This is a genomic window from Billgrantia desiderata, assembly GCF_900108215.1.
Taxonomy (GTDB): Bacteria; Pseudomonadota; Gammaproteobacteria; order Pseudomonadales; family Halomonadaceae; genus Halomonas; species Halomonas desiderata.
In genome coordinates, this window is sequence record NZ_FNVC01000011.1 from 98,402 (window position 1) to 110,586 (window position 12,185).

The following is a 12,185-nucleotide window of genomic DNA, read 5'->3' on the forward strand; positions in this document are numbered from 1 at the left end:
GTAGGCCCGCGAGAGTGATGATGCAAGCTTCGTGAAACGATTACGCAGCCGATGCAGCGCGGCGCAAAAAACCGTACCATGGCCACCTCTGACAAGGAACGCGATGATGCTCGACCGCCTGCCACTGCTGATCGGGTTGCGATATGTGCGCGCCAAGCGCCGCAACCACTTCATTTCCTTCATTTCCCTTACCTCCATGCTGGGCCTGATGCTGGGCGTGGCGGTATTGATCCTGGTGCTCTCGGTGATGAACGGCTTCGATCACGAGCTGCGCACCCGTATTCTCGGCATGGTGCCGCACACCAAGATCGAGTCGCGCAGCGGCCTGGTCGAGTGGGAAGCCATGGCCGAACGGCTGATGCAGCGCGAGCGGGTGATCGGTGCCGCGCCCTACGTGCAGCAGCAGGGCATGTTCTCCGTGGGCGGGCGCAACGAGGGGGCGATGGTCAACGGTATCCATCCAGAGTGGGAGGATCGCGTCTCGATCATCGGCCGCCACATGCAACGCGGCAGCCTCGACGACCTGCAGCCGGGTGAGTGGAACATCGTGCTCGGCTCGCTGCTGGCGCGACACCTCGGTGTCGGCGTGGGCGACAGGGTCACCCTGCTGGTGCCGGAGGCCTCGATCACCCCGGCCGGGGTCTTCCCCCGTCTCAAACGCTTCACCGTGAGCGGTATCTTCAGCGTGGGTGCCGATCTCGATGCCAATCTGGCCTATGCCAACATCGAGGACATGCAGACCCTGGCGCGTCTCGGCGACGCCGTGGGCGGGTTGCGTCTGGAGTTGGACGACCTGTTCGTCGCCGCCAGCGAGACCCGCGCCATCATCAACGAGCTGGGCACTGGCTACCGCGGCATCGACTGGACCTTCTCCCACGGCAACCTGTTCCAGGCCATCCAGATGGAGAAGCGCATGATCGCGCTGCTGCTGACGGTGATCATCGCCGTGGCCGCCTTCAACATCGTCTCGACGCTGGTCATGGTGGTGACCGACAAGCATGCCGACATCGCCATCCTGCGTACCATCGGCGCCACGCCACGCTCGATCATGGGCATCTTCGTGGTGCAGGGCATGGCCATCGGCGTGATCGGCATCGCCATCGGCGTGGCGCTCGGGATCCTGCTGGCATTGACCATCAGCGACCTGATCGGCTGGGTGGAGTCGGCGCTCGGCATCCAGTTCCTCGACGCCGGGGTCTACTTCATCAGCGATCTGCCGTCGCGCCTGCACTGGGACGACGTACGTAACATCGTGGCCGCCGCCTTCGGCCTGACCTTCCTGTCCACGCTCTATCCGGCCTGGCGCGCGTCGCGCGTGCAACCCGCGGAGGTACTGCGCTATGAGTGATTCAGCCACCGTGAACAAGGACGAACTGATCCAGCGCACGGCCAGTGGCAAGGTGATGCTGGCCTGCCGCGACCTGACCCGGATCTACCACGAGGGGCCGCAGGACGTCACCGTACTCGACTCTCTGTCGCTGGAAGTGCGCGCCGGGGAGCGTGTCGCCGTGGTGGGTAGCTCCGGCTCGGGCAAGACCACGCTGCTCAACCTGTTGGGTGGGCTCGATCGTCCCACCCGCGGCGAGGTGGCCATTGCCGGTGAGTCGCTGCTGGACCTGGGCGAAGCGGCGCTGGGCAAGTTCCGCAATCGCCACATCGGTTTCGTCTACCAGTTCCACCATCTGCTGGCCGAGTTCACCGCCCTGGAAAACGCCGCGCTGCCGCTGATCGTGCGGGGTATGCGCAAGAAGGCGGCCGAGGCACAGGCGCGTGAGCTGCTGGTCAAGGTGGGCATCGAGCACCGCGCCGATCACAAGCCGGGCGAGCTCTCCGGCGGCGAACGTCAGCGGGTGGCCATCGCCCGGGCGCTGGTCACCGACCCAAGCCTGGTGTTGATGGATGAGCCCACCGGCAACCTGGATCAGACCACAGCGGCCAGCATCCTGGCGCTGATGGACGAGCTGGCGCGGACCACCGAGTGTGCTTTCGTCGTGGTGACCCACGATCCGTCGCTTGCCGCGCATCAGGATCGCGTCATGAAGCTCGATGGCGGGCGTCTGACCGAGCAGCACTGAGCGGCAGCGATTGCGTCGGCAAACCTTTCGAGCCCCCGTTCAACGGGGGCTCAGTCCTCCATTTCCATGCGCCGCAGGCGACGACGCATGGCACGCTGTTTCCAGCTGCGCGAGATGTGCCAGCGCCACACCAGGCGTACCAGCAGGTTGCCCAGGATAGCGAACACGATGGCCGATACCACCGAGCCGAGCGCCAGGGCCGGCAGGATGTCGGCCATGCGTGAGGCGATCCAGTGGGTCGACAGGCGGGCAGGGGCTTCGCGCACGGGGGTATCCATCAGCCAGGCGCCGATACGGTAGTTGCCGTAGAAGATCAGCGGCATGGTCAGGGGATTGGTGATCCATACCAGGCCGACCGAAAGAGGCAGGTTGCAGCGCAGTACCCAGGCGCCGAAGGCAGCCACCACCATCTGGAAGGGAATCGGCAGCATGGCGCTGAACAGCCCGACCGAGAAGGCATTGGCCACGGTACGGCGCGACAGCACCCAAAGCCCGGGGTCGCCGATCATGCGGCTCATGAAGCGCAGCGAGCGCTGGCGCCTGAGCGTATCGGGGTTGGGCATGTAGCGCTGCAGGAATCGGCGCGGCATGTCGGGTTGGCTCGCTGCTTCGGGACCCGGGTATTATCCATGGATGGGGCGTGACCCGCCATGCTGGGCGCAACAATAAGATGACGCCACGAGATGAGCCGGGTCAGGGATCGAGAGGAGACAGGGAGCGTGCGAATTGGCATGGCGATGCCGCTGGCGCTGGCGGCACTGGCGGGGGTCGGTCTGGGACATCTGGCGCCACCCGGGCTGTTCGAGGCCTGGGCGTTGTGTCTGCTGTGGCTGGCGGGCCGTGGGCACTGGCGCGCCGTGATGCTGGGCGGGCTCGTTGCCGTCACCGCCAGTCAGATACTGCTGGCCAGGGGCGCCGTGCTGCCGGATGGGTTGTTGCGCGAAGACTTGCTGGTGGCAGGGCGCATCGAGTCGGTGGAGGACGAAGGTCGGCTCAGCCGCTTGATGGTGCGTGTCGACGCCTGCCGCCCGCTGGACTCCGCCCGGCTGCCTTGCGATGCGCTGAGGCGGATACGACTCAGCTTCTATGGGGCACCCGAGATACATGCCGGAGAGCGCTGGGAGCTGACGGTGCGCCTGAGGCCGCCGGCCGGTTTCGCCAACCCCGGCACCTTCGATTACGGCGCCTGGCTGTGGCGTGAGGGCATCCAGGCGACCGGCTACGTACGCAGCGAGCCAGCTGCCCGGCGTCTGGCATCGGCGCCGGCCTCGCTGCGCGAGCGCGCGCTCGACCATCTCGACGCCCAGGATCTGACGCCTCAGGCGCGCCGCTGGCTGGCCGCGCTGACGCTGGGAGCCGGGGAGCGGCTCGAGCGTGACGACTGGGATCTGCTCAACGCCAGCGGCACGACTCACCTGGTGGTCATCTCCGGTCTGCATGTGGGCCTGGTGGCAGCCTTCGTGCTGCTGGTCGGACGCGGCGTGGCGCGAGTGGCGACGCCCCGCCATTGGCGCATGGCGGTATGGCCGTGGTGGTTGGCCGGGGCGGCGGCGGTCGGCTATGCCTGGCTGGCGGGGCTGCAGCCGCCCGCCATGCGCGCCATGATCATGACCCTGCTCGGACTGTGGGTGGTCAGCGGGCGCCATGCACCGGGTCCCTGGCAGGCCTGGTGGCTGGCATTGGGTGTGATCGTCATGCTGGACCCTCTGTCGGTGTGGCGACCGGGGCTGTGGCTCTCCTTCGTTGCCGTGGCGCTGTTGGTCCTGATCTGGCAGGGCCGCCCGCGACTGCGCGGCATTCGCGGCTGGAGCTGGGGGCTGGTACGCACGCAACTGCTCTTGGCGCCGCTGATGGCGGCCGCCGTGCTGATGGCCTTCGCACGGCTGGCGCCGGCGGCGCCGCTGGTCAATCTGGTGGCGGTGCCACTGGTCAGTACGGTGCTGGTACCGCTGGGGTTGCTGGGCTGGCTGTTCGCTCCGGTGCCGCTGCTCGGCACGCTGTGCTGGCGCCTCTTCGAACTCACCACGCAAGTGCTGGTGCATGTACTCGAACTGTCGGTCGCTCTGCTGCCGCTGTGGTGGCCACTGGCGGAGCTGGTCTGGCCGCTGGCGCTGATGCTTGGAGCGGTGGCACTGCTGTGGGCGCTGCCGGGACTCGCTGGCACGCTGCGTCTGGGGGCGACGCTGCTGCTGGTGCCGGCCATGCTGGGGCTCGAGGCGTCCGGGCCGGAGCCCGGCACGCTACGGGTGAGGGTGCAGGACGTCGGCCAGGGCCAACTGATCGAGCTGCGCAGTGCCAGTTACCGCCTGCTGTATGACGCCGGGCCGCGCTTCGCCTCGGGCTTCGCGCCGCTGAGCTCGCTGTGGCCGGCGGGGCAGCGATTCGACGAGGTGATGGTCAGTCATGACGATCTCGATCACGCCGGCGGCGTTGCCGTACTGGCCGAGCGTCACACGGTGGGACGGTATCTGGCGCCTTCCGGCGAGTCGATCGGCGTGCCTTTCGACAGCTGCCTGCGGGGCCAGACCTGGCAGCGAGATGGCGTCGCCTATCGCGTGCTGTGGCCACCCGAGGAGACGGCCGAGCTGTCGAGCAACGACCGCTCCTGTGTGCTCGAGGTGACGGCCGGTAGTGACCGCCTGTTGATCACCGGCGACGTGGGGCGTGACATCGAGCGTATGTTCCTGCTCGACGTGCAGCTCCCCGTCACGCTGCTGGTGGCGGGGCATCACGGCAGTCGCACCAGTTCGGGGCCGCAACTGGTGCAGATGCTCGAGCCCGATCACGTCATCTACAGTGCCGGTCGGCACAATGCCTTCGGTCACCCCCATGATGGGGTGGTGCGCCGTTTTCGTCGCGCCGGCAGCTGTCAGTGGAGCACGGCGCTGGACGGCGCCGTGACCTTTTGGCTGGGCCACGGGGAGGCGGTGTCGCCAAGCGCCGCTCGTCCAGCAGCCTGGCGCCGTGGCGGTGTCGAAGGCAGGTGCCATGCGGTAGAATCGCGCCAATGATCGCGACGCAGGTTGCGTGACGAGGGGATAACCATGGACATGATGGATGCGCTCATCGCCGGCGGGTGGCTGATGATTCCCCTGCTGGGGTGCTCGCTGCTGGCGACGGTGATCATCATCGAGCGGCTGTGGACACTGCGGGCCAAGCGCATCGCGCCCTATGGTCTGGGTCAGGAGGTCTGTTCGCTGGTGGCACGCGGGCAGGTCAACCTGTACTGGCTGGAGGGGCACTCGCCGCTGGGGGGCGTGCTGGCCGCCGGGCTGCGCAATGCCCGGCTGGGTCACGAGCAGGTCAGGGCGCGGCTGCAGGAAGCGGCCACGGCCGTGATTCACGACATGGAGCGCTTTCTCAGCCCGCTGGGTACCATTGCCGCCATCACGCCGCTGATCGGCCTGCTGGGCACCGTGGTGGGCATGATCGAGGTCTTTGCCGTGATCGTCTCTGCCGACGGCGCGGGGCGTACCGCAGAGCTCGCCGGCGGCATCTCGCGGGCCCTGGTGACCACCGCCGCCGGGCTCACCGTGGCGATCCCGGCGCTGATGTTCCACCGCTACTTCCAGCGTCGGGTCGAGGAGATCACCGTACGCATGGAGGAGCAGGCCAGCCAGGTGGTCGAGTTTCTTGCTCACTATCGCGGCGAGATCGGCTTCAACGAGCAGCGTGAAGGCGAGCGCCCTGGTGCGGAGGCTCGGCCCTCGTGAAGTTCGCTCGCAGGCGCCATGATCCGGTGGAGGTCAACCTCACGCCGCTCATCGACGTGGTCTTCCTGCTGCTGATCTTCTTCATGGTATCGACCACCTTCGAGACGCGTCAGGCCCTCGAACTCACCCTACCGGAGAGCGTCTCCGGGGTGAATCTCGAGGTATCGCCGGTCACCCTGGTGGTGACCGAACAGGGGCGCTATCGTCTGGGCGAGCGAGAGCTCGGCGCCACTGAGCTGAGCCAGGCGCTGGCCGATGAGGCCGAGCAGGCCCGGCAGCATGGGCTGGTGGTCGAAGCCGACGCCAGAGCGGTACATGCCGACGTGGTGCGGGCCCTGGACCAGGCCGGTGTGCTCGGCATTCGCCAGGTGCGCATCGCCACGCGCGAAACACAGGCAACATCCACGCAAGCGGAGACACCGTGAATCAAGACCGGACCCAACACTCGGGCTGGGCCCTCTACAAGCAGCTGCTGGCTTATGTGAAGCCTCACTGGATCTCCTTCTCCCTGGCGATCGTCGGCTATGCCATCTATGCGGCCTCCAGCACGGCCCTGGCCGAGATGATGAAGCGCCTGATCGACGGCATCCAGAACCCGGACGCCGCCTTCCGCCTGCTGCTGCCGCTGTTCGTGGTAATCATGTTCGCCGCCAGGGGGCTGGGCACCTTCCTCGGCACTTACTTCATGAGCAACGTGGCACGTAACGTGGTTCATGCGCTGCGCTGCAACGTGTTCAACCACATGCTGCATCTGCCCGGGCGCTTCTTCGATTCGCACTCCAGCGGTCACCTGATCTCGCGGGTCACCTACCACGTCGAGCAGGTCACCGGGGCGGCGACCAATGCCATCACGATTCTGCTGCGTGAGGGGTTGTTCGTGGTGGGCCTGCTGTCCTACCTGCTATGGACCAACTGGATGCTGACCCTGCTGTTCGTGGCGGTGACCCCACTGATCGGCGGCGTGGTGAGCTACGCCAGCAAGCGCTTTCGGCGTATCTCCCAGCGCATCCAGGACTCCATGGGCGACGTGACCCATGTCGCCTCGGAGGCGCTGACGGGATACCGCGTGGTACGCACCCATGGCGCCGAAGCGTACGAGAAGGCGCGCTTTGCGCGGGCCAGCGACTACAACCGCCAGCAGAAGATGAAGGAAGCCCTGACCAAGGCGATCAGCACGCCGGTGATCCAGCTGCTGATCGCCGTGTCGCTGGCCGTGCTGGTATGGCTGGCCATGTCACCGGCGTTGCTGGCCGACATGACCCCCGGCGAGTTCGTCGCCTTCATCACCGCCGCCTCGCTGATGGCCAAGCCGGTACGTCAGCTCACCGAGATCAACAGCGAGATCCAGAAGGGCATTGCCGCCGCCGGGGAGCTGTTCGGCCTGATGCAGGTGCCGCTCGAGCCCGATGAGGGCACTCGCGAGCCCGAGCGCCTTCGCGGTCGCGTCGAACTGCGCGGGGTGTACTTCCGCTATGGCGACGATCAGCCCGACGTGCTCAAGGGCATCGATGTCGTCGTCGAGCCGGGTGAGATGGTCGCCATCGTCGGCCGCTCGGGAAGCGGCAAGTCGACGCTGGCCGGGCTGCTGCCGCGCTTCTACCGGCCCACCGCCGGGGAGGTACTGATCGACGACGTACCCCTCGACGAATACCGCCTGGCACCGCTGCGCCGGCAGATCGCCCTGGTATCGCAGCAGGTCACGCTGTTCAACGCCAGCGTGGCCGACAACATCGCCTACGGCATGCCGGAAGCCGAGCGAGGCGCCATCGAGAGCGCCGCGAAGGCGGCCTATGCCCATGAGTTCATCGAGCGCCTGCCCGATGGTTACGACACCATCGTCGGCGACAACGGGGTGATGCTCTCCGGCGGCCAGCGCCAGCGGCTGGCCATCGCCCGGGCGATCTTCAAGGACTCTCCGCTGCTGGTGCTCGACGAAGCGACCTCGGCGCTGGACACCGAGTCGGAGCGATACATCCAGCAGGCGCTGGAGGTGGTGTGTCGCGGCCGTACCACGCTGGTCATCGCCCACCGGCTCTCCACCATCGAGCGGGCCGACCGCATCCTGGTGATGGAGCAGGGGCGTATCGTCGAACAGGGCAGTCACGCCGAACTCATCGGCCGCGATGGCGCATATGCCGCGCTGCACCGTCTGCAGTTCCAGGAAGCCCCGGTGTCATGAGCCTGGGAGAGCGCTGGCTGCAGGCCGCCTATGGCGGCAGTGCCTGGCTCAGGCTGCTGGGACCGCTCGAGGCGCTGTATCGTCGGGTGGTGGCGCGGCGTACCGCCGCCTATCGTGACGGCCGGCGCGCGGTGTGGCGAGCCGACGTGCCGGTAATCGTGGTCGGCAATGTGACCCTGGGGGGAACCGGCAAGTCTCCATTGGTGGCCTGGCTGGCGCGCCATCTGAGCGAACGGGGCTGGCGGCCGGGAATCGTCTCGCGGGGCTACGGCGGCAAGCTGGAGCAGGGCGCCGGCTATCCGCTGCATGTCACGACCGACACGCCCATCGTCCACAGCGGCGATGAGCCGCGCATGCTGGCGCGCCAGACGGGAGTGCCGGTGGTGGTGGATCCCGACCGCCCGCGTGGGGCCAGAGCCCTGTGTGAGCTGGGCTGCGATATCCTGCTCAGTGACGACGGTCTGCAGCACCTGGCGCTGGGACGCGACATGGAACTGGTGGTCGTCGACGGTCGCCGGGGCTTCGGCAACGGCCGCTGCCTGCCGGCCGGCCCGCTGCGCGAGCCATTGTCCCGCCTGCACGAGGTGGATGCGGTGCTGATCAACGGCGATGCGACGTTTGCCCCTCCAACCGAGGCCTGGACCTTTCGTCTGGCCCCGGTGCGCTGGCGCTCGCTCGCGGATGGTCGGGAATGGCCGCTCGAGCCGCTGCCTTTTCAGGGGCCGGCTCATGGTGTGGCGGGTATCGGCAATCCCCAGCGCTTCTTCGCCACCCTCGAGACGCTGGGGATCGCGGTCACGCCTCATGCCTTTCCCGATCATCACCGCTTCACGTCGCGGGAGCTGAACTTCGGCGACACGCTGCCGGTGGTAATGACGGCCAAGGATGCCGAGAAATGCGACTCTCTCGCGCTCGAGAATGCCTGGGTACTGGAAGTCGAGGCCAGCCCGCCGCCGGACTTCGTGGCCTGGCTGGACAGACGCCTGTCGAGGCTGCGATAACCGAATGACAAGTGGGCGTGAGCACAATACTCGTGGACGATAGAGGTGAAACGATGGACAAGGAACTGCTGGCGATGCTGGTCTGCCCGCTGTGCAAGGGCAAGCTCAAGTACGATCGTGAGGCCCAGGAGCTGCGCTGCCATTACGATGGCCTGGCCTATCCAATTCGCGATGGCATTCCGGTGATGCTGCCCGAAGAGGCGCGTCAGATGGATGTAGACGAGAAGCTGCCGGCTTCGCCCGGACGCACCGGGGAAGCATGATGGCGCAGGACCGACCTTTCATTGCGGTGGTTCCGGCACGCTTCGGCTCATCGCGCCTGCCGGGCAAGCCGTTGCTCGATATCGCCGGCGAACCCATGGTGGCCCATGTATGGCGGCGGGCCACGGCGAGTTCGGCCAGCCGCGTGGTCGTTGCCACCGATGACGATCGCATCCGTGATGCCCTGACCCCGCTGGGTGCCGAAGTGGTCATGACCCGCGCCGACCATCCGTCCGGTACCGACCGGCTGGCCGAGGTTGCCGAGCTGCTGGCGCTGGATGACGACGCGGTGCTGGTCAACGTACAGGGAGACGAACCGCTGATTCCGCCGCGACTGATCGATCAGGTCGCCATGCGGCTGCACGACGATGCCGAGGCATCCATCGCCACCCTCGCAGAACCCATCGCCGACGTCGAGTCGCTGTTCAATCCCAACGTGGTCAAGGTAGTACGCTCGCTTTCCGGACGGGCGCTCTATTTTTCCCGCGCCCCCATTCCCTGGGACCGCGAGGCCTTTGCCGCACGCCCCGAATGGCTCGAAACCGATGCCTGGCTGCGCCATATCGGCATTTATGCCTATCGCGCCGGCTTCCTCGCGGCCTATCGCGACTGGCCCCCTTCGGCGCTCGAGCGGCTGGAACAACTGGAGCAGCTTCGCGCGCTGCACTACGGACATGCCATCCAGGTGGCGCTGGCCGCCGAGCCCAATCCGCCCGGCGTCGACACACCCGAGGATCTGGAGCGCGTCAGGGCACTGCTGAGCGAGAACCGATAAGGAGAGACCATGCGCGTGCTTTTCGTCTGTCTTGGCAACATCTGCCGTTCACCCACCGCCGAGGGCGTGTTCCGGCGCGAGCTGGAGAAGGCGGGGTTGGCCCACCGGGCGGAAGTCGACTCCTGCGGCACAGAACGCTGGCACGTGGGCAAGGGGCCCGACCCGCGAGCCACGGCCGCCGCGCGTCGGCGTGACGTCGACCTGAGCGAGCTGCGTGCGCGCCAGCTCGCGGCCGAGGACTTCTCCCGCTTCGATTACCTGCTGGCGATGGACCACGGCAACCTGGCCACCATTCGCGAGCGGTGCCCCGAGGGATGCGGCGCCCATATCGGTCTGTTCCTCGACTTCGCCGGTCACGTCGACCGCCCGGTGCCCGATCCCTACTACGGCGGTGAGCAGGGCTTCGAAGAGGTGCTGGACCTGGTCGAAGCCGCCTCTCGCGGTCTGGTCGAGGAGATCGCCCGTCGGCTCGAAGGGCATCGGGTTTGAACGACAGCGTCCGTCACGATCACGATCTGACGCGGAGCAACACGCTGGGCTTGCCCTGCCGGGCCGAGCGTTTTGCCGCCCCGGGTACGGTTGGTCAGCTGCGCCGACTGCTGCAACGGGCTGCCGCACAGGGCTGGCCCGTGACCCTGCTGGGCGGTGGCAGCAACCTGATCCTGCCGCAGCGCCTGAGTGGCCTGGTGATCCAGCCGGCGCTGAAGCATTGGTGGCTGGAGCGGCAGGGCAGCGCCGTAAGGCTGCACGTCGGGGCGGGCGTCGAGTGGCATCCGCTGGTCATGGCGTTGGCGGCGCGTGGCCTGTGGGGCACCGAAAATCTGGCCTTGATACCCGGCCACTGCGGGGCCGCGCCGATCCAGAACATCGGTGCCTACGGGGTCGAGCTTTGCGAGCTGGTCGAGGCGGTTCATGTCGTGTTCGTGGAGGATGGGCGCAGTGCCTTGCTGACGGTCGAGGAGTGCGCCTTCGGCTATCGTGACAGCATCTTCAAGGGCGAGCTCGAGGGCAGGGTGGTCATTACCGGCCTGACGCTTCGGCTTGGCCGTGATGCCGCGCCTCGTCTCTCCTATGGCGATCTGGCACAGCGGGTAGGTCCTGGGCCGACTCCGCTCGAGGTGGCCGAGGCGGTATGCGCCATTCGCCGCGAGAAGCTTCCCGATCCGGCGGAGCTGGGCAATGCCGGCAGCTTCTTCAAGAATCCCATCGTGGAGCGGGAGGTGGCCGAGCGCTTGCTGGCGGTGTGGCCCGACATGCCTCGCTTCGAGCTGGCCGATGGGCAGGTGAAGCTGGCTGCCGGCTGGCTGATCGATCGCTGCGGCCTCAAGGGGTGGCGCAGCGGGCACTTCGGCGTGCACGAGTGTCAGGCCCTGGTACTGGTGCACTTCGGCAACGGCAATGCCGAAGAGCTGCTGGCCTTCGCCGACGCGGTGGCCGAGCGGGTTCGAGAACGCTTTGGCGTGGTGCTGGAGCGGGAGCCCCGGCTGGCCTGATTCCTGCCTCCTGTCGACCAACGAAAATGGCCCGCGCACTGCGCGGGCCATTTCATGCGGGGCGGGCCGTTCAGCCTTGGCTGCCTTTCTGCCCCTCTTGCTCGCGCTTACGGATCTCACGCGGGTCGTTGTGGGCGCGCCGACGGCGGCGCTGAGCGGCCTGAGGCTGCTCGCTTTCGGCCTGCTGAGGAGCGTCTGCCTTTGGCTCCTCGGCCTTGGCCTGCTCCGGCTTGGCTTCCGGCTTCGGCTCCTGGGCTGCCGGTGCTTTGGCTTCAGGTGCTGGGGCCTTCACCGGCTCGGTGGGCTTTTCCACCGGCTGGTCGATCGGCTTGGCAGCATCGGCCTTGGGTGCTTCTGCCTTGGGCGCCTGGGCTTTCTGCTCCTCGGCCTTCACCGGCTCGGCGGGTTTCTCCACCGGCTTGGGTGTCTCGACCTTGGCCTGCTCAGGCTTGCTTTCCGGCTTCGGCTCCTCGGCCTTCACCGCCTCTACGGGCGTCTCCACCGGCTTGTCGCTCGGCTTGGGAGCATCCGCCTTGGGTGCTTCTGTCTTGGGTGCCTGGGTTTCAGGTGCCTGGGTCTTCACCGGCTCGGCGGGCTTCTCTGTCGGCTTGTCGGTCGGCTTGGGAGCATCTGCCTTGGGCGCCTGGACTTTCTGCTCCTGGGCTTTCTGCTCCTGGGCTTCAGGTGC

The 12,185-nt window shown here is 67.2% G+C and carries 12 protein-coding genes and 1 pseudogene; 11 read left to right on the top strand and 2 right to left on the bottom strand.

Annotated features, from left to right (window positions below; all coding sequences use genetic code 11):
- The first annotated feature begins 106 nt into the window (after window positions 1–106).
- Entirely contained in the window at window positions 107–1,348 is a 1,242-nt protein-coding gene (locus tag C4S71_RS11845) for a lipoprotein-releasing ABC transporter permease subunit (RefSeq protein ID WP_086508384.1), read from the top strand.
- Window positions 1,341–2,075, top strand: coding sequence for an ABC transporter ATP-binding protein (locus C4S71_RS11850; protein WP_103969245.1), 735 nt, complete (start codon window positions 1,341–1,343; stop codon window positions 2,073–2,075). The genes C4S71_RS11845 and C4S71_RS11850 overlap by 8 nt, the downstream gene beginning before the upstream one ends.
- A 50-nt stretch (window positions 2,076–2,125) precedes the next feature.
- On the opposite strand, the gene C4S71_RS11855 is transcribed toward C4S71_RS11850, so the two are convergent.
- Window positions 2,126–2,665, bottom strand: coding sequence for a DUF2062 domain-containing protein (locus tag C4S71_RS11855; RefSeq protein WP_010627938.1), 540 nt, complete (start codon window positions 2,663–2,665; stop codon window positions 2,126–2,128).
- Window positions 2,666–2,794: 129 nt separating this feature from the next.
- Between C4S71_RS11855 and C4S71_RS11860 the strand changes: the two genes are divergently transcribed.
- From C4S71_RS11860 to murB, 9 genes are read left to right on the top strand one after another with little or no spacing between them, the layout of a single operon-like run.
- Entirely contained in the window at window positions 2,795–5,086 is a 2,292-nt protein-coding gene (locus C4S71_RS11860) for a DNA internalization-related competence protein ComEC/Rec2 (RefSeq protein WP_307718943.1), read from the top strand.
- Between the two features lie 33 nt (window positions 5,087–5,119).
- On the top strand, window positions 5,120–5,788 hold the full coding sequence (locus C4S71_RS11865) for a MotA/TolQ/ExbB proton channel family protein (protein WP_200825286.1): 669 nt from the start codon (window positions 5,120–5,122) through the stop codon (window positions 5,786–5,788).
- Window positions 5,785–6,213, top strand: coding sequence for an ExbD/TolR family protein (locus C4S71_RS11870; RefSeq protein ID WP_103969247.1), 429 nt, complete (start codon window positions 5,785–5,787; stop codon window positions 6,211–6,213). Before C4S71_RS11865 ends, C4S71_RS11870 begins: the two co-directional genes overlap by 4 nt.
- The gene (msbA, locus tag C4S71_RS11875) at window positions 6,210–7,967 is read left to right on the top strand and encodes a lipid A export permease/ATP-binding protein MsbA (protein ID WP_086508379.1); all 1,758 of its coding nucleotides are present in this window, start codon (window positions 6,210–6,212) and stop codon (window positions 7,965–7,967) included. The genes C4S71_RS11870 and msbA overlap by 4 nt, the downstream gene beginning before the upstream one ends.
- Window positions 7,964–8,968: a tetraacyldisaccharide 4'-kinase gene (gene lpxK, locus C4S71_RS11880; RefSeq protein WP_103969248.1), complete on the top strand. Its 1,005-nt coding sequence runs from the start codon at window positions 7,964–7,966 to the stop codon at window positions 8,966–8,968. The genes msbA and lpxK overlap by 4 nt, the downstream gene beginning before the upstream one ends.
- 53 nt (window positions 8,969–9,021) lie before the next feature.
- Window positions 9,022–9,231 (top strand): Trm112 family protein, encoded by a 210-nt coding sequence (locus C4S71_RS11885; protein WP_086508377.1) that lies wholly within the window; start codon window positions 9,022–9,024, stop codon window positions 9,229–9,231.
- The gene (gene kdsB / locus C4S71_RS11890; protein WP_103969249.1) at window positions 9,228–10,004 is read left to right on the top strand and encodes a 3-deoxy-manno-octulosonate cytidylyltransferase; all 777 of its coding nucleotides are present in this window, start codon (window positions 9,228–9,230) and stop codon (window positions 10,002–10,004) included. The genes C4S71_RS11885 and kdsB overlap by 4 nt, the downstream gene beginning before the upstream one ends.
- Window positions 10,005–10,013: 9 nt before the next feature.
- The gene (locus tag C4S71_RS11895; protein ID WP_103969250.1) at window positions 10,014–10,493 is read left to right on the top strand and encodes a low molecular weight protein-tyrosine-phosphatase; all 480 of its coding nucleotides are present in this window, start codon (window positions 10,014–10,016) and stop codon (window positions 10,491–10,493) included.
- Window positions 10,490–11,497 carry a UDP-N-acetylmuramate dehydrogenase gene (murB, locus tag C4S71_RS11900; protein ID WP_103969251.1) on the top strand — a complete coding sequence of 336 codons (1,008 nt, stop codon included), beginning with the start codon at window positions 10,490–10,492 and terminating at the stop codon, window positions 11,495–11,497. The genes C4S71_RS11895 and murB overlap by 4 nt, the downstream gene beginning before the upstream one ends.
- A gap of 70 nt (window positions 11,498–11,567) precedes the next feature.
- On the opposite strand, the pseudogene C4S71_RS11905 reads toward murB, so the two are convergent.
- A pseudogene (locus tag C4S71_RS11905) lies at window positions 11,568–12,185 on the bottom strand (hypothetical protein); the annotation flags it as partial.